The organism is Bradyrhizobium sp. USDA 4454, from assembly GCF_054822705.1.
Genome location: NZ_JBTRCN010000001.1, coordinates 8,380,612 through 8,398,175 on the forward strand (window position 1 = coordinate 8,380,612; position 17,564 = coordinate 8,398,175).

Consider the following 17,564-nt stretch of genomic DNA (forward strand, 5'->3'; position numbering starts at 1 on the left):
GATTATCCGGAAAATGCCCGTCACTCCCCATAGAGCCATGGTGCTCGCTGCGGGTCTCGGCGTCCGTATGCGCCCGCTGACCGACACGATGCCGAAGCCGCTGGTCAGCGTCGCCGGCCAGCCGCTACTCGACCATGTGCTGGACAAGCTCGCCGGCGCCGGCGTCGTTGAGGCCGTCGTCAACGTGCACTATCTGCCCGACCAGATCATCGAGCACGTCAAGACCCGCGGCCGTCCGCGCGTGATCATCTCCGACGAGCGCGACCAGGTGCTCGGCACCGGCGGTGCGGTGGTGAAGGCGCTGCCGCTGCTCGGCGACGCGCCGTTCTTCCATCTCAATGCCGACACGATGTGGATCGACGGCGTGCGCTCCAATCTGGGGCGGCTCGCGGAAGCCTTCGATCCCGAGCGGATGGATATTTTGCTGTTGATGGCGCCGACTGCCACAAGCATCGGCTATGGCGGCCGCGGCGACTACTCCATGTTGCCGGACGGCGCGCTGCGCAAGCGGCGGGAAAACCAGGTGGTGCCGTTCGTCTATGCCGGTGCCGCGATCATGTCGCCGTCGCTGTTCGCGGACGCTCCGGCGGGCGAGTTCTCGCTGACCAAGATGTTCGACCGCGCCAACGAGCAGGAGCGGCTGTTCGGCCTACGCCTCGACGGCGTCTGGATGCATGTCGGCACCCCCGACGCGATCCAGGCCGCGGAAGAAGCCTACCTGGAAAGCGTCGCGTAGGCGGGATGAGTTCTCGTTCAATCGGCTTGGCCGGCCTCGGTTCACCTCTCCCCACCGGGGAGAGGTCGGATTGCGCCTGGCGATGCGAAGCATCGTCCAGAGCAATCCGGGTGAGGGTTCTTGCTCTCTCGATAGACCGAAACCCCTCACCCGATTTGCTGCGCAAATCGACCTCTCCCAAGGGAGAGGTGAACCTTCGACGCCGCTCCAGCTCAGCCTGACCTCATCGACGCCGTGGTCAGCCCTCGGCGTCGATCGCAAGCACCGCAAAACTCGCCAGCCAGTGCTCGCCCATATAGTCGCCGGCGATATGCGGCAGGCCGGCGTCGAGATGGCGTCGCGCAGCATCGAGCAGAATCGGACGGCACACGTCGGCGTCCGGCAACGCACCGGCCAGCGAATGCCAGCACCATGCGCGGCTGAGATTGAGCCCGTCGAGATGCGCGAGCTTACCGTCCGTGCGATCGGTGACCGTGGCGGGCCGGAACAGGGTCGCTGGCTCGCGTTGCGCGAGCCGCGGCAGGAAGCGATCGAACCAGGGCAGGAAATCGCCGGGCGGCAGCAGCCGGCGCATGCACTCCGCTTCGATTAGTGCCGACGACTGGAAATCGTCGCCACTCGGCTCGCCCCAGGCGGGACAATCCTGATCGGCACCGTACCAGCGCAGCGCGGTCTCGTGCAGCAGCGCACCGAGCGCATCGTCCTGTGTCGCGGCGGCATAGTCGGCGGACATGCGCAGCCCGAACGCGGTGTTGAAATGGGTGCCGACCCGCACCGGATAGGTGGCGAGCGGCAGGAAATCGCGAAAGCGCTGCGCGAAGATTTCGGCGAGCGGCGCGATTCGATCGCGCCACCGCGTCTCCTGGAGCAATGAAAGCTCCGCTGCGAGCTTCAGCAGCCAACCCCAGCCGTACGGCCGCTTGAAGCCGCGCACCGTCGGCGCTGCGAGATAGGCGCATTCGGCCGCAACCTTCTCCGCAACGAACTGCGCGTCGAACAGGGTACGAATATCTCCCGCTACGTCGGACGTCGGATAATGCCGCAGCAGCCGGGCCAGCATCCAATAGCTGTGGACGCAGGAGTGCCAGTCGTAACTGCCGAAGAACACCGGATGCAGCTCGCGCGGCGTGCGCGCATCCTGCGGCCCCGCCAGCACATGGTCCGGCTTGTTCGGATATTCGCGGGTAACATGGCCGAGCGCGATGCGGGCGAAACGAACGGCGAGGTGTTCGGTCAGGATCGTCTCGCTCATGATGAGGCTTTCTCCTTGCGCGCGTGCCGGACCAGCAGCTCGATCAGGCGCGGCGTCATATAAATAGGGAACTGGGTGGCCGCGAAGAACAGCGCCGTCATCGGCGACACCGCTGCGCCCATCGCCGACCAGACCAGTCCGACATTGCGGTTGCCGAGCACCAGGCCGCTGGTCAACCGCGCGGCCAGATCGCCCGGCGTGAGCAGCACGCCCAGCCCTTGCAGCGCAAGATTACAGGTGAAAGCGAGTCCAATGCAGGTCGCCGACGCGATCGGCTGCGTTTCGATCTGCGCGCGCACGCCGGCCATGGTGGCGATCGCAAACAGCAGCAGCGAGGCGAGCACGAGCGCATCGATACTGCGCGAATTCCGCGCCAATTGTGCAGTGGCCTGACGGCGCAGCAGCAACGCCAGCGCGCCGGCGCCGCCGACCAATAGCGCCAGCCGCACGGCAAGCGCCAGCGGGTCGAGTGCGAGACCGGCAAAGGCCGCTGCGATCAAGGGCACGGTGACCGGCGCCAGCCCCATCGACAGCAAGGTCACGGCAAGCGGAATGGTAGCGTCGAAGCCGAGCATGCGCGCGACCGCCGCCGTGCCGCTCGATGGCGGCGCGCAGACCGACAGCACCAGCGCTGTGATCAGTTCCGTGCGAAATCCGGCGCCGCGGGCGGCGAAGCCGACCGCTAGCGGACAGGCCAGCATCGCCAGCGACGGCAATAGCAGCCAGACCAGCGGCCGCCGCAAGGCGCGCCGGAACGCCGCGCCGTCAATCTGGAGAAAGGTGCCGAGCACCAGAACGAAGATCGCCGCCGCCATCAGCGGGCGCACGGCGTCGGCCAGGGCAGGAAAAGCCAGTCCGGCCAGGACGCCGATGATCAACAAGGTGGGGCCCCGAGGCACCAGCCTTTCCAACGATCGCGCCAAGTCTCCGGGTCCCATCGCCATGTGCTGACCCAGCATATGATCGCGCGGATCATTGTTGAAATCGATTATTGCTATGAGTATTATTGCTACGATGAATTTAGCAGCCGTCGATCTCAACCTGCTGGTCGCCTTCGAGGCGCTGCTGCAGGAACGCCACGTCACCCGCGCGGCCGAGCGCATTGGCCTCGCCCAACCGTCGATGAGCAGCGCGCTGCGGCGGCTGCGCGCGCTGTTTGCGGACGAACTGTTCCTGCGCGCCGGCGCCGGCATGCGGCCGACCGAAAAGGCGCTGGCGCTGGCCGGGCCGATCGGCGAGGCGTTGCGGCAGATCAGGGGCGCGCTGGCGCCCGACCCCAGCTTCGATCCCGCCACCGCGCGACGGCGCATCACCATCGCCGCGACCGACTATGGCGATCTCGTTCTGGTGCCGGAACTGACCCGGCTGTTGCGCATCGAGGCGCCCGGCATCGACCTCGCCGTGCGCCCACTGACTGAAGCGACGACGGCGCTCACAAAACTCGAACGCGGCGAACTCGACGCGCTGATCGGCGGCCATTTGCCGGAGACGCCACGCTGCGTCCGGCACCGGCTGTTCGAGGAGCGCTTCGTCTGCATCCGCGATGCCGCGCGCGCCAATCATTCGGAACGCCTGAGCCTGCAAGACTATGCGGCCCTGCCGCACGCGCTGTTTTCGGCGGCCGGCGGCGATGGCCTGCCGAGCGTGATCGACGCGCTGCTGGCGCGGCATGGGCTGAAGCGGCGGGTGGCCGTGACGCTTGCGCATGTGGTGGCCGTTCCGTTTGCGGTCACGGGCACCGATCTCATTGCGACGATGGCGGAGCGCGTCGTCCGCCGCTTTACGAACCTCGCCGATGTTACGGTGGTGATGCCGCCGATCGACATTGCAGCCTTCGCGATCGACCTGATCCACGCAAGCCGTGCCGCTGAGGATCCGGCGCTGCGCTGGTTCCTGGATGCCGTCGATCGCTGCGTCGCCCGATTGCGATAATGAAGGCGGTCAAGCGTGAGGGGTGGCTAACGACGGCCGCCGCTCCCTATATTGGCGCCTGATCGAATCAGGCAGCCCATGCGCATTTTCAGCGTTCCCGTTTCTGCGCCGTTCCTGCGCACCGTCATCTCGGCGCTGGTCGATGGCCGGCTGGTCGCGGGATTCGCGGCGCGCAACGATCCGGCGAAGCTCGCCAACGCCACGCTTTATCTGCCGACCCGCCGCGCCGGACGGCTGGCGCGCGAAATCTTCCTCGACGTGCTCGATTCCGACGCCGCGGTGCTGCCGCGCATCGTCGCGCTCGGCGAGATCGATGAGGACGAGCTCGCCTTCGCCGACCAGGGCGACGACATTGGCGGCGCGGCGCCGCTGGAGATTCCGCCACGGCTCGGCGAGCTCGAGCGCAGGCTGACCCTGGCGCATCTGGTCGCGGCCTGGGCGAGGACGCCGGTGTCGGCGCCGCTGGTGGTCGGCGGCCCGGCTTCGACCTTGCAGCTCGCCGGCGACCTGGCGCGGTTGATGGACGACATGGTGACCCGCGGCGTCGACTGGCGGGCGCTCGACCGCCTGGTGCCGGACCAGCTCGACAAATACTGGCAGCATTCGCTGGAATTCCTGCGCATCGCGCGCGACGCCTGGCCGAACTACCTCAAGGAGATCGGCCGGATCGAACCTGCCGCACGCCGCGATCTCTTGATCGAGGCGGAAGCGGCACGGCTGACCACGCATCACGCCGGCCCGGTGATCGCAGCCGGTTCGACCGGCTCGATGCCGGCGACCGCAAAATTCCTGCACGCGGTGGCGAAGCTGCCGAACGGCGCGGTGGTGCTGCCCGGGCTCGACACCGATCTCGACGAAGACAGCTGGGACACGATCGGCGGCGAGCGCGGCGACGACGGCAGGTTCAAAACGCCGCCCTCGTCTAACCACCCGCAATTCGCGATGCACGCGCTGCTCGACCGCTTCGGCATCAAGCGCCGCGATGTCGAGAGCCTCGCCGAGCCTGCGCCGCAGGGGCGCGAAATCCTGGTGTCGGAGACGATGCGTCCCTCGACTGCGACCGCGCAATGGCACGACCGGCTGGAGCGGCCCGAGATCGTGGCGCGGATTTCCGCCGGGATGAGCAAGCTCACCGTGGTCGAGGCGCCCAACCCGGAGATGGAAGCGCTGGCGATCGCGGTCGCGATGCGCGAGGCGCGGCATCTCGGCAAATCGGCCGCGCTGGTGACGCCGGACCGCGCGCTGGCGCGCCGGGTGATGGCATCGTTGACACGCTGGAAGCTCGAATTCGACGATTCCGGCGGTGACGCGCTGATCGAAACGCCGGCCGGCGTGTTCGCCCGCCTCGCCGCGGAGGCCGCAGCCAAGGGGCTGGAGCCGCCGACTTTGCTCGCACTACTCAAGCATCCGCTGTTCCGGCTCGGCGGCGCGCACGGCGCGCTGAAGCGCGCGACCGAGGTATTGGAGGTCGCGCTGCTGCGCGGCACGCGGCCGCAAGCCGGGACCGGCGGGCTTGCGCGCGACTTCGCCCGCTTCCGCGCCGAACTGGTCAAGCTGCATGGCGGCGAGACCTCGTCGCTGCATGCGATGGAGCCGCGCGCCCGGCTGCGCGACAACGAGCTCAACCAGGCCCAGGATCTGATCGCCAGATTGCAGGCGGCGCTGGCGCCGCTGGAAGGCATGGCGTCGTCAAAACCGTATGATTTCGCCGAACTGGCCGCGCGCCACCGCGAAGCGCTGATCGCGCTGTCTTCCGACGAGAACGGCGTTGCCATCGCGTTCGAGGAACGCGCCGGCGCATCGCTGGCGTCTGCCTTCGACGAGCTGCTGGCCAAGCAGCAGCCGAGCGGGCTGATGACGCCACTGTCAGACTATCCCGAGGTGTTCCAGACCGCATTCGCCGACCGCATGGTGCGCCGGCCGGAATCGGCGCGGGCGCAGCTCAACATCTATGGCTCGCTCGAAGCGCGTCTCACCGAATCCGATCGCATCATCCTCGGCGGCCTGGTCGAGGGCGTCTGGCCGCCAGCGCCGCGGGTCGATCCCTGGCTGAGCCGGCCGATGCGGCACGAGCTCGGGCTCGATCTGCCCGAACGGCGCATCGGTCTTTCCGCGCACGACTTTGCGCAGCTGCTCGGCCACGACGAGGTCATCCTCACCCACGCCGCAAAAGTCGGCGGCGCACCGGCTGTTGCCTCGCGCTTCCTGCATCGGCTCGAAGCGGTGGCGGGCGAAGCGCGCTGGAAGGCCGCGACATCGGCCGGCGAGATTTATGTGCAATATGCCGCCGAGCTCGATCGGCCCGACAAGGTCGAGCCGATCCCGCAGCCGGAGCCGCGGCCGCCGCGCGAGGCGCGGCCGCTGAAAATGTCGGTCACCGCGATCGAAGACTGGCTGCGTGATCCCTACACGATCTATGCGCGCTACATTCTGAAGCTCGATCCGCTCGATCCCGTCGACATGCCGCTGTCGGCGGCCGATCGCGGCTCCGCAATCCACGAAGCGCTCGGCGAGTTCACGCAGACTTACGCCGACGCGCTGCCTGACGACATCAAGAGCGCGCTGCGCGACATCGGTGCCAAGCATTTTGCGCCGCTGATGGAGCGGCCGGAGGCGCGCGCGCTGTGGTGGCCGCGCTTCCAGCGCATCGCGGCGTGGTTTGCCGAATGGGAGCAGGCCCGGCGCGGCAGCATTGCTGCGATCAAGGCCGAGGTCCGCGGCGAGATCGGCATTCCGCTCGACGATGCCAGGACGTTCGTGCTCTCGGCGCGCGCCGACCGAATCGAGCGGCGCGACGACGGCAGCTTTGCGATCCTCGACTACAAGACCGGCCAGCCGCCGACCGGCAAGCAGGTGCGCATGGGCCTGTCGCCGCAGCTCACGCTCGAAGCCGCGATCCTGCGCGAGGGCGGCTTTGCCGACATCCCGGCCGACTCCTCGGTCGGCGATCTCGTCTATGTCAGGCTGAGCGGCAACAACCCGCCGGGCGAGCAGCGTTCGCTGGAGTTGAAGATCAAGACCAGCGACACGCCGCAGCCGCCCGATGAGGCCGCCGACAGCGCCCGGCGCAAGCTGGAAGCCTTGATCCGCGCCTTCGACGACGAGAGCCAAGCCTACACCTCGCTGAACCTCTCGATGTGGGCGAACCGTTACGGCGCCTATGACGACCTCGCGCGCATCAAGGAATGGTCCGCCGCCGGCGGCCTGGGGATCGAGGAATGGTGAAGGCTGCCAGACCGATCCCGCCCGCGGTACGTGACGCGCAGGCGCGCGCGTCCGATCCGAAGGCCTCGACCTTCGTGTCGGCCAATGCCGGCTCGGGCAAGACCCACGTGCTGGTGCAGCGCGTGATCCGCCTGCTGCTCTCAGGCGTGCCGCCGGAAAAGATCCTCTGCATCACCTTCACCAAGGCCGCCGCGGCGAACATGGCCGAACGCGTGTTCACGACGCTCGGGCACTGGGTGACGCTCGACGATGCCGGGCTCGATGCCGCGATCCGCGAGGCCGGCATCGCGCATCCAAGCGCGACGTTGCGGCGCGAAGCGCGAAAACTATTTGCCTGCGCGCTGGAGACGCCCGGCGGGTTGAAGGTACAGACCATCCACGCGCTGTGCACCCGCCTGCTGCAGCAGTTTCCGTTCGAGGCCAATGTGCCGGCGCGCTTCGCGGTGCTCGATGACCGCGACCAGAACGAGATGATGGAGCGCGCCAATCTCGCCGTGTTCCTCGAGGCATCGCGGATTCCCGACAGTCCGATCGGCCGCGCGCTGCGGACGGCGATGGCAAATGCCGCCGACGTCACCTTCAAGGAGGTGGTCCGCGAAGCCTGCCTCAGCCGCGATCACTTCATGGCCTGGACCGACGCCGCCGGCAGCGCTGCGGCCGCCGTGGCGCAGATGTCGGCCGCGCTCGGTGTCTCCACCGAGATTCGCATCGAGGACGTCGAACGCGAGATCGTCGACGGGCCGAACCTGCCGCGGTCGAGCTGGCAGGAGACGGCCACGCTGCTCGACACCAGCAGCAAGGCGGATCAGAAGCAGGCCGAGCGGCTGCGCAGCGCGCTGACCTTTACCGGGGCGGCGCAGGTGGATGAGTATCTCGGCGTGTTCCTGACCGATGAGCGCGCACCGCGCGCCTCCGTCGTCACCAACAATTTCATTAAGAAAAACTCCGTCGCCGGCCACCGCTTCGAGGCGGAGATCGACCGTCTCGGCCCGCTGATCGAGCGCCGCCGCGCCGTGGTGGCGCGCGACCGCACCGAGGCACTGATCCACATCGCGACTGCGGCGGCTGCGCACTACCGGCGCGAGAAGCTGGAACGTGGCCTGCTCGACTACGACGATCTGATCGACAAGACGCTGGCGATGCTCGACCGCGTCTCGTCGGGCTGGGTGCATTACAAGCTCGACCGCGGCGTCGATCATGTGCTGATCGACGAGGCGCAGGATACCAGTCCGCGGCAATGGGACATCATTGCGCATATCATCTCGGAGTTCACCTCCGGCGCCGGTGCGCGCGACGGCCTGGTGCGCACCGTCTTTGCGGTCGGCGACGAGAAGCAGTCGATCTTCTCGTTCCAGGGCGCGGCACCGCGCGAATTCGACCTGCGCCGGCGCGAGCTGAAGCGGCGGTTCGAGGAGGCCGGGCTGAAATTCGATCCGGTGTCGTTCACCTATTCGTTCCGCTCCGGACCGGTGATCCTGCATTCGGTCGACCATGTGTTCCGCGAGCAGGAGATCTTCCGCAGCATTCACGCGGTTGAGAACGGCTATCCGATCCACAATGCGATGGCCGACGCCGGCCCCAGCCTGATCGAGCTGTGGGACCTCGCGGTCGCCGACGACCGCCAGGACATCGAGGGCTGGCGGGCGCCGTTCGACGGCGTCTCGGTGACCAGCCCCGAGGTGAAGCTGGCGCGGCGCATCCAGGCCGAGATCAAGCGCCTCGTCACCAGCGGCACCATGACCGGCAGCGAAGGCGCGCGGCGGCCGCTGCGTTACGGCGACATGCTGATCCTGGTGCGGCGGCGCGGCAATGCCTTCGACGCAGTGATCCAGGCGCTGAAGCACGCGGGTATCCCGGTCGCCGGCGCCGACCGGCTGAAGCTGACCGAGCACATCGCGATCATCGATCTGATGAACCTCGCCGACGCGCTGCTGCTGCCGCAGGACGACCTCGCGCTCGCGGTGGCGCTGAAGAGCCCGCTATTCGGCCTCGACGATGACGATCTGTTCAAGCTGGCGTATCAACGCCGCGGCCCGCTGCGCGAGGCGTTGACCGCGCAGGCAACGAGTGATGAGCGCTTGGCGGCCGCGCTGCGCCGCCTCGAACAATGCGAGCGCCGCTTCACCCAGGAGACGCCGTTCGCGTTCTATGCCTGGCTGCTCGGCGGCGATGGCGGGCGGGCGCGCATGCTGCGCCGGCTTGGCCAGGAGGCCAATGACGCGCTCGACGAATTCCTCGAGCTGGCGCTGGGCTACGAGCGCAAGGCGCCGGCCTCGCTGCAGGGCTTTGTCGCCTGGCTGCGCGCCGCCGACACCGAGGTGAAGCGCGACATGGAGATCTCGCGCGACGAGGTGCGCGTGATGACCGTGCACGGCGCCAAGGGCCTCGAGGCATCGGTGGTGTTCCTGGTCGACACCACGACCTCGCCGTCGGACACCCAGCGGCTGCGCCTGATCCATCTGCCGCAAGGCAATGCCGCACCGGACGCCCCCGGCGTCGTGGTGTGGGCCGGCAAGAAGGCCGAGGATCCTCCCAATGTCGCAGAAGCGCGCAAGGCGATGCTCGGCGACACCGAGGACGAGTATCGCCGCCTGCTCTATGTCGCGATGACGCGCGCCGCCGACCGGCTGATCGTCGGCGGCTGCATGCCCGGCAACACGAACACGGTGCGCAAATCCTCCTGGTACGATCTGATCACCAAGGGGCTCGCCAATTCCGGGCTCAAGCTCGAGGAAGAGCAGACGCCGGCCGGCAAGGTGACGCGCTATTCGCGGCCCGACGACGTCGCCGATCTCACCGGCGCGGCGGCGTCGCCTGCCCCTGCGCCGATCACGCTGCCTTCCTGGCTGCGGACCGCGGCCGCGCCGGAAGCGTCTGCCGCGGGCGTGCTACGCCCGTCCGATCCGGCCGATGACGATAGCCACAAGATACGAACCGGCGAATCCGTGCTGCTGCGCGCCCGCGCCCTGCAACGCGGCACGCTGGTGCATCGCCTGCTGCAATCGCTGCCCGACGTTGCGGTGGAACGACGGCTCGGCGCGGCGCTCGGCTATCTTGCCCGTAACGCCGATGGATGGAGCGAGGAAGAGCGCGCGGCGCTGGCTCGGCAGGTGGTCGCCCTGACAGTCGATCTGCGCTTCGCGCCGGTATTTGCCCCCGGCAGCCGTGCCGAGGTTTCGATCGTGGGTCGGCTGGAGTGGCCGGGCCGGCCGAAGGTGCTGGTCTCGGGCCAGATCGACCGGCTGGTGGTGACGCCGAACGAGGTCCTGATCGTCGACTTCAAGACCAACCACGCCCCGCCAAAGACCGCCGCCGAGGCCCCCAAGGGCTATATCCGGCAGCTCGCGCTGTACCGTGCGGTGCTGGCAAAACTTTTTCCCCAAAGGATCATCCACGCCGCTCTGCTCTGGACAGAAACCCCTGAAATGATGGAGATTTCTGCCTCCGCGCTGGACGCCGGGCTGGCATAAGTTCATGTCGGCGTGAGCGAGCTTGACCCGGCAAGGGGGCATTCATACGTTTGCCGCATGCTCCCGGGCGCGATTCTCAACCCGCGCCCTTTTGTCCCAACCGAACGAGGTATTCACATGGCCGTTGGCAAGGTTTCTGACGCCGATTTCGAAGCCGAAGTGCTCAAGGCGACCGGGCCGGTGGTCGTCGACTTCTGGGCCGAATGGTGCGGCCCCTGCCGCATGATCGCACCCGCTCTCGATGAGATTTCCGGCGCGATGGGCGACAAGGTCAAGATCGTGAAGCTCAACGTCGACGAGAGCCCGAAGACCGCGTCGAAATATGGCGTGATGTCGATCCCGACCCTGATGATCTTCAAGGGCGGCGAGATGGCCTCCCGTCAGGTCGGCGCCGCGCCGAAGGCCAAGCTGCAGCAGTGGATCACCGCTGCGGTCTGATCCACGTCTGCTGATTAAATAATTTCGAGTACGGCCGGCGGATTCGCCGGCCGTTTGCGTTGAGACCATGTGTGTTGCGTTTGAGGTCTCAGCGTTTTGCCTGCCACCCGTCCGAAGCGAGCGTCCAGGTCCTCGTCCCTCGTCGCGATGGAAGCACGATCGGTCGAAGCGATCCCGCGCGGCAGGGAGTGGCAATACGAGCCCAAATGGGATGGTTTCCGCTGCCTGCTGAAACGGGACGGCAACAACGTCGACCTGCGCTCGAAATCCGGCGAAGATCTCGGCCGCTATTTTCCGGAGCTGGTCGCCGCGGCGCTCGCCGTCAAGGCAAAGTCGTTCGCGCTCGACGGCGAGATCGTGGTGCCGCACGGCCGGACGTTCTCCTTCGACGATCTCCTGCAACGCATTCATCCGGCCGCCAGCCGGGTGACACGGCTCGCGCATGAGACGCCCGCCCTGTTTCTCGCGTTCGATCTGCTCGCTTCGCCAACCGACAAGAAGCTTTCTGAGCAGCCCTTGAGCGAGCGGCGGCCGCAGCTCGAAGCGTTCGCCAAATCGGAATTGAAATCCAACCCCAGCTTTCGGCTCTCGCCGGCCACCGCAAGCCATGCAGTTGCCGAGAAATGGCTGGCGCGGTCGGGCGGCGGCTTCGACGGCGTCATCGCCAAGCGCCTGGACTTGCCGTATCAGGCCGGCAATCGCGACGGCATGCAGAAGATCAAGAAATTCAGAAGCGCCGATTGTGTGGTCGGGGGCTTTCGCTATGCCGCCAACCGAACCGGCGGCCGCAGGGTGGTCGGCTCGCTGCTGCTCGGCCTCTACGGCGACGATGCCCTGTTGCACCATGTCGGCTTCACCTCCGCCATCAAGCAGCAGGACAAGCCGGCGCTCACCGATCGCCTCGAGCCGTTAATCGCCAAACCCGGCTTCACCGGGAATGCACCGGGCGGCCCGAGCCGGTGGTCGACCGAACGCTCGGCAGAATGGTGTCCGCTAAGGCCCAAACTCGTGATCGAAGTCTGCTACGACCATTTCAGTGGCGACCGCTTTCGCCACGGCACCTCAATCCTGCGTTGGCGTCCGGACAAGGCGCCGACGCAATGTACGTTCGAGCAGCTGAAGCAAAAGGCGGTCGATCCGATGAAGCTGTTGAAGGCGTAGCCGTCAGCGGATCCATCCGGTCGCCAGCGCCGACGCGAGCTCGGCCTGGCCATGCTGGCGCGCCAGCGCCGCCATCGCTTCGTGATCGTAGGGGATATGGCGGAAGGTCACGGTCCAGTCGCCATGAACCTGTTCGAGGATCGCATAGCGGGCGTCGGGCGAGCCGGCCTCGACGACATGCGGATATGGCCTGCCGGCGCGATAGCCCGGCGAGCCGACGCTGCCGGGATTGACGATCAGCCGACCGTCGCGAAGCCGCACCGCGCGCGCGGTGTGGGTGTGCGCGCAGAGAATCAGCGATTGCGTGATGCCCGTGGTTTTGGCCTCGATCGCGTCAAGCGCTGACATGCAGACTTCGCCGCCCGGCAGCACCGTCTCGAGCCAATAGGTCTCGTCATCCTGCGGCGTTGCATGGCAGAGGAAAACCGCGTCGCGATAGACCGCATTGGCCGGCAGCGTGCGCAGCCAATCGAGATGCCGCGGCTCGAGCTGGGTATAGGTCAGCCGCTCCCAGGCGCCCATCTTCTCGTGCGGGCGGTCGATCAGATAGCGGTCGTGATTGCCGAGCAGGTGGACCGCATCGAGCGCCATCAGCATGTCGATCGTCGGCCGGGCGTCGAGCGGCCCGCTCGCCATGTCGCCGAGATCGACGATGTCGGAAATGCCCTGCGCGCGGATGTCGGACAAGACTGCCTCAAGTGCGAGGTGGTTGCCGTGGATATCGGCGATCGCAGCAAAACGCATGTTGTTCTCCCGTAGCCCGGATGGAGCGAAGCGTAATCCGGGACCGCCCTCACCGCGGTCCGTCCCGGATTACGCTACGCTCCATCCGGGCTACGACACAACGACACAACGTTATGCAGGAGGCGTGCCGTTGGCGGCAAGCACCGGGCCGGCGAGGTATAGCGAGCCGGTGATCAGGATGCGCGGCGGCACCTCGTAGGCCAGCGTCGCAAGCCGCTGCAAGGCGGCATCGACGCCGGATGCGATCTCGACCCGCATTCCGAGCGCGCGTGCGGCGTCGGCGAGTTTATCCGGCGCCATGCCGTTGTCGCGGCCGGGCACCGGGACCGCGATGATGTGTCGCGTCAGCCCGGCGAAATTGGCGAGGAAAGCATTGGCATCCTTGTTGGCCATCATGCCCGCGATTACGACCAGCGGCCGCGACACCCGCTCCTCGAGATCGCCGAGCGCCGCGGCGGCAACGCGGCCGCCCTCGGCATTGTGGCCGCCATCGAGCCAGATCTCGGAGCCCTGCGGGCCCTGGCAGACCAGGTTGCCTGAGACCAGTCGCTGCATCCGCGCCGGCCATTCCGCATTGACGATGCCGGCCTCGAAGGCTGCGATGTTGAGCTTGAATGCGTCGATTGCGCGCAGGGTCGCGATCGCGAGGCCCGCATTGTCGAACTGATGCCGGCCGAACAGTCTTGGCGCGGCGAGATCGAGCAGGCCGCGCTCGTCCTGATAGACCAGCCGGCCGCGCTCGACGCCGACATGCCATTGCTGGCCGGCGGCATGCAGCGGCGCGCGCATGCGGTTCGCCTCCGCCTCGATCACGGCCATCGCCTCCGGCGCCTGTTCGGCACACACCACCGGCACCTTGCGCTTGATGATCGCGGCCTTTTCGCCGGCGATCGCCGCCAGATTGTCGCCGAGGAATTCCATGTGATCCATGCTGACCGGCGTGATCACCGAGGCGAGCGGCGTCTCCACCACATTGGTGGAATCCAGCCGGCCGCCGAGCCCGACCTCGAGCAGCGCGACATCGGCCGGATGCTTGGCGAACAGGCAGAACGCCACCGCCGTTTCCATCTCGAAGATTGTAATCGGGTTGCCGGCGTTGACGCGCTCGCAATCCTCGAATGTCGCGCGCAGTTCGTCGTCGCCGACCAGCTTGCCGCCGCCGACCGCGCCCAGTCGGTAGCATTCGTTGAGCCGCACCAGGTAAGGCGAGGTGAAGACGTGCACGCGCAGGCCTGATGCTTCGAGGATCGCCCGCAGATAGGCAACCGTCGAGCCCTTGCCGTTGGTGCCGGCGACATGGATCACCGGCGGCAGCTTGCGCTCGGGATGATCGAGCCGCTCCATCAGGCCGCGCATGCGATCGAGGCTGAGATCGATGCGCTTGGGATGCAGCGCCGATATCCGCGCGATCAACGCCTCGAACGAGGCTTGCGATGGGGCGGCGCTTGCGGTCACGCGTGCGGCGCGGCCGGCACCGTCTCCGGCGCCGTGACGATCTGGGCCGGCTCGGTGACCGGGGCCGTGGATTTCGATGCGGTTTCCAGCGCCGGCGCCTTGGTCAGCAGGCGGCACAGCCGCGCCAGCGTCGCCTTCATCTCGTGGCGGTGCACGACCATGTCGACCATGCCGTGCTCGCGCAGATATTCGGCGCGCTGGAAACCTTCCGGCAGCTTCTCGCGGATGGTCTGCTCGATCACGCGCGCGCCGGCGAAGCCGATCAGCGCACCGGGCTCGGCGATCTGGACGTCGCCAAGCATCGCATAGGACGCGGTGACGCCGCCGGTGGTCGGATTGGTCAGCACGACGATGTAGGGTTGCTTCGCCTCGCGCAGCATCTGGACGCCGACGGTGGTGCGCGGCATCTGCATCAGCGACAGGATGCCTTCCTGCATGCGCGCGCCGCCGGATGCGGCGAACACGATGAACGGCGACTTCTTCTCGACCGCGAGCTCGAGCCCGCGCACCATCGCCTCACCGGCGGCCATGCCGAGCGAGCCGCCCATGAAATCGAAGTCCTGCACCGCGACCACGACGCCGGCGCCCTCCAGCTTGCCGTAACCGACTTTGATCGCGTCGTTCAGTCCGGTCTTGGCGCGGGCATCCTTGATGCGGTCGGCGTATTTGCGCTCGTCGCGGAACTTGAGCGGATCGGCCGTCACCTCGGGCAGCGCGACGTCGAACCAGGTTTCGTTGTCGAAGATCGACTTCAGCCGGGCCACCGCGCCCATCCGCATGTGGTAGTTCGAGCCGGGGATCACGAACTGGTTGGCCTCGACGTCCTTGTAGAACACGAGCTGCCCGGAATCCGGACACTTGATCCAGAGATTCTCCGGCGTCTCGCGCCGCAGGATGTTGCGGATCTTCGGCCGGACGACGTTGGTGAGCCAGTTCATGGTTCGCTCCGAAATGCGGGTCGGTCCCGCACCAGCTGGATATATGGCGGGCCAGGCGACCCCGGCAAGCCGCCATTGGCGGCCTTGTTGCCGCAAAATGTGGCTTATTCAGCGGCCTGCTTGGCGCCGCGGACCCCCTGCGCCAGCGCGGACACCAGATCCGCCACCGCGCCCACGGTCTTCGGCGTGGCACGCCCCTCGGCATCGAGGCTGCCCTTCAGGGCATCAACCAGCGCGGTGCCGACCACGGAGCCATCGGCGTTCTCGGCGATTGCGCGCGCCGCTTCCGGAGTTCGGATGCCGAAGCCGACACAGACCGGTAGCGCGGTGTGCCGCTTGATGCGCGCCACGGCCGCACCAACGACCTTCGAATCGGCCGCGGCACTGCCGGTGATTCCGGTGACCGCGACGTAGTAGACAAAGCCCGAGGTGTTGGCGAGCACCGCCGGCAGGCGGTTGTCGTCGGTGGTCGGCGTCGCCAGACGGATGAAGTTCAGCCCGGCCTTGATCGCGGGGATGCAGAGCTCGGTGTCTTCCTCCGGCGGCAGGTCGACGATGATCAGGCCATCGACGCCGGCGCTCCTGGCATCGGCCAGGAAGCCGTCGACGCCGTAGATGTAGATCGGATTGTAGTAGCCCATCAGCACGATCGGCGTGGCGTTGTCCTCCTTGCGGAAGTCGCGGACCATCGCCAGCGTCTTGCGCAGGGTCATGCCGCCCTTGAGCGCGCGCAGGCCTGCGGCCTGGATCGACGGGCCGTCGGCCATCGGATCGGTGAACGGCATGCCGATCTCGATGACATCGGCACCGGCCTTCGGCAGCGCCTTGAGGATGTCGAGCGAGGTCTTTGGGTCGGGGTCGCCGGCCATCACGAAGGTGACGAAAGCGGAGCGGCCCTGCTGCTTCAGCTCGGCGAAACGTGCGTCGATACGGGTGGTCACTTCTGCCTCGCCTTCAAGATGTCGCCGACCTGCGGCACGTCCTTGTCGCCGCGGCCCGAGAGGTTGACCACCATCAAGTGATCCTTCGGCCGCTGCGGCGCGAGCTCGGACAATTTCGCGATCGCGTGCGCGGATTCCAGCGCGGGAATGATGCCTTCGAGCCGCGACAGCAGCTGGAATGCGGCGAGCGCTTCCTCGTCGGTCGCCGAGAGATATTTGACGCGGCCGGTCTCATGCAGCCAGGAATGCTCGGGGCCGATGCCGGGATAGTCGAGGCCGGCGGAGATCGAGTGCGCTTCCTCGATCTGGCCGTCGGCATCCATCAACAGATAGGTGCGGTTGCCGTGCAGCACGCCGGGGCGCCCGCCGGCGAGCGAGGCCGCGTGCAGCTGCGTCAGCCCGTGACCGGCCGCCTCGACGCCGAAAATCTCGACCGAGGGATCGTCGAGGAACGGATGGAACAGGCCCATCGCATTGGAGCCGCCGCCGATGCAGGCGATCAGCGAGTCCGGCAGGCGGCCCTCCGCCTCCTGCATCTGCGTGCGGGTCTCGTGGCCGATGATCGACTGGAAATCGCGCACCATCATCGGATAGGGGTGCGGACCCGCGACGGTGCCGATGCAGTAGAACGTGTTGTGCACGTTGGTGACCCAATCGCGCAGCGCGTCGTTCATCGCGTCCTTCAGCGTGCGTGCGCCCGACTGCACCGGGACGACCTTGGCGCCGAGCATCTCCATGCGGATCACGTTCGGCTGCTGCCGCTCGACGTCGACCGCGCCCATATAGACCACGCATTCGAGCCCGAACCGCGCGCACAGTGTCGCCGTCGCCACGCCGTGCTGGCCGGCGCCGGTCTCGGCGATGATGCGCTTCTTGCCCATGCGGCGCGCGACCATGATCTGGCCGAGCACATTGTTGACCTTGTGCGAGCCGGTGTGGTTGAGCTCCTCGCGCTTCAGATAGATTTTCGCGCCGCCGAGATGCTCGGTGAGCCGTTCGGCGAAGTACAGCGGCGAGGGCCGGCCGACATAGTCCTTCAGATAGACATTCATCTCGGCCTGGAACGCCGGATCGGCCTTGGCGTCGGCATAGGCCTTTTCGAGATCGAGGATCAGCGGCATCAGCGTTTCAGCGACGAAGCGTCCGCCGAAAATGCCGAAATGCCCGCGCTCGTCGGGTCCGCTGCGGAAGGAATTGGGCAGGTTTTGATTCATCGAACCATCAGTTCTTGATGCCGCATCGCGGCTGTTTCCGCTCCCTCGCCCCGCTCTT

At 67.1% G+C, this 17,564-nt stretch carries 13 protein-coding genes; 6 read left to right on the plus strand and 7 right to left on the minus strand.

The annotated features are described in order from the left end of the window. Positions 1–13 precede the first annotated feature (13 nt). Positions 14–736, plus strand: coding sequence for a nucleotidyltransferase family protein (locus tag ACVIW0_RS38965; RefSeq protein WP_461357547.1), 723 nt, complete (start codon positions 14–16; stop codon positions 734–736). Positions 737–974: 238 nt separating this feature from the next. Here the strand turns inward: ACVIW0_RS38965 and ACVIW0_RS38970 are convergent, their stop codons facing one another. Both ACVIW0_RS38970 and ACVIW0_RS38975 read right to left on the minus strand, forming a co-directional pair. After that, complete coding sequence (locus ACVIW0_RS38970) at positions 975–1,988, minus strand: DUF2891 domain-containing protein (protein ID WP_461357055.1); 1,014 nt, start codon at positions 1,986–1,988, stop codon at positions 975–977. Next, the gene (locus tag ACVIW0_RS38975; protein ID WP_461357056.1) at positions 1,985–2,887 is read right to left on the minus strand and encodes a hypothetical protein; all 903 of its coding nucleotides are present in this window, start codon (positions 2,885–2,887) and stop codon (positions 1,985–1,987) included. The genes ACVIW0_RS38970 and ACVIW0_RS38975 overlap by 4 nt, the downstream gene beginning before the upstream one ends. Before the next feature lie 115 nt (positions 2,888–3,002). Between ACVIW0_RS38975 and ACVIW0_RS38980 the strand changes: the two genes are divergently transcribed. The 5 genes from ACVIW0_RS38980 (at position 3,003) to ACVIW0_RS39000 (ending at position 12,214) form a co-directional block, all read left to right on the plus strand. Further along, positions 3,003–3,920 (plus strand): LysR family transcriptional regulator, encoded by a 918-nt coding sequence (locus tag ACVIW0_RS38980; protein ID WP_461357057.1) that lies wholly within the window; start codon positions 3,003–3,005, stop codon positions 3,918–3,920. Positions 3,921–3,998: 78 nt separating this feature from the next. Then, positions 3,999–7,145: a double-strand break repair protein AddB gene (gene addB, locus ACVIW0_RS38985; RefSeq protein ID WP_461357058.1), complete on the plus strand. Its 3,147-nt coding sequence runs from the start codon at positions 3,999–4,001 to the stop codon at positions 7,143–7,145. Beyond that, on the plus strand, positions 7,139–10,615 hold the full coding sequence (gene addA, locus ACVIW0_RS38990; protein WP_461357059.1) for a double-strand break repair helicase AddA: 3,477 nt from the start codon (positions 7,139–7,141) through the stop codon (positions 10,613–10,615). The genes addB and addA overlap by 7 nt, the downstream gene beginning before the upstream one ends. A gap of 117 nt (positions 10,616–10,732) precedes the next feature. Next, entirely contained in the window at positions 10,733–11,053 is a 321-nt protein-coding gene (gene trxA / locus ACVIW0_RS38995; RefSeq protein WP_016847387.1) for a thioredoxin, read from the plus strand. 147 nt (positions 11,054–11,200) lie between these two features. Further along, positions 11,201–12,214: an ATP-dependent DNA ligase gene (locus ACVIW0_RS39000; RefSeq protein WP_461357060.1), complete on the plus strand. Its 1,014-nt coding sequence runs from the start codon at positions 11,201–11,203 to the stop codon at positions 12,212–12,214. Between the two features lie 3 nt (positions 12,215–12,217). On the opposite strand, the gene ACVIW0_RS39005 is transcribed toward ACVIW0_RS39000, so the two are convergent. The 5 genes from ACVIW0_RS39005 to trpB all read right to left on the minus strand — a co-directional run bounded on the left by ACVIW0_RS39005 (position 12,218) and on the right by trpB (position 17,506). Further along, the gene (locus tag ACVIW0_RS39005; protein ID WP_461357061.1) at positions 12,218–12,958 is read right to left on the minus strand and encodes a metallophosphoesterase family protein; all 741 of its coding nucleotides are present in this window, start codon (positions 12,956–12,958) and stop codon (positions 12,218–12,220) included. Between the two features lie 111 nt (positions 12,959–13,069). After that, positions 13,070–14,314, minus strand: coding sequence for a bifunctional folylpolyglutamate synthase/dihydrofolate synthase (locus ACVIW0_RS39010; RefSeq protein WP_461357548.1), 1,245 nt, complete (start codon positions 14,312–14,314; stop codon positions 13,070–13,072). A gap of 95 nt (positions 14,315–14,409) precedes the next feature. Further along, positions 14,410–15,351 carry an acetyl-CoA carboxylase, carboxyltransferase subunit beta gene (gene accD / locus ACVIW0_RS39015; RefSeq protein WP_461357062.1) on the minus strand — a complete coding sequence of 314 codons (942 nt, stop codon included), beginning with the start codon at positions 15,349–15,351 and terminating at the stop codon, positions 14,410–14,412. 104 nt (positions 15,352–15,455) lie between these two features. Beyond that, on the minus strand, positions 15,456–16,292 hold the full coding sequence (gene trpA, locus ACVIW0_RS39020) for a tryptophan synthase subunit alpha (RefSeq protein ID WP_461357063.1): 837 nt from the start codon (positions 16,290–16,292) through the stop codon (positions 15,456–15,458). Continuing rightward, a complete protein-coding gene (gene trpB / locus ACVIW0_RS39025) occupies positions 16,289–17,506 on the minus strand; it encodes a tryptophan synthase subunit beta (RefSeq protein WP_461357064.1) in 1,218 nt (405 codons plus the stop codon). The genes trpA and trpB overlap by 4 nt, the downstream gene beginning before the upstream one ends. Positions 17,507–17,564 lie beyond the last annotated feature (58 nt).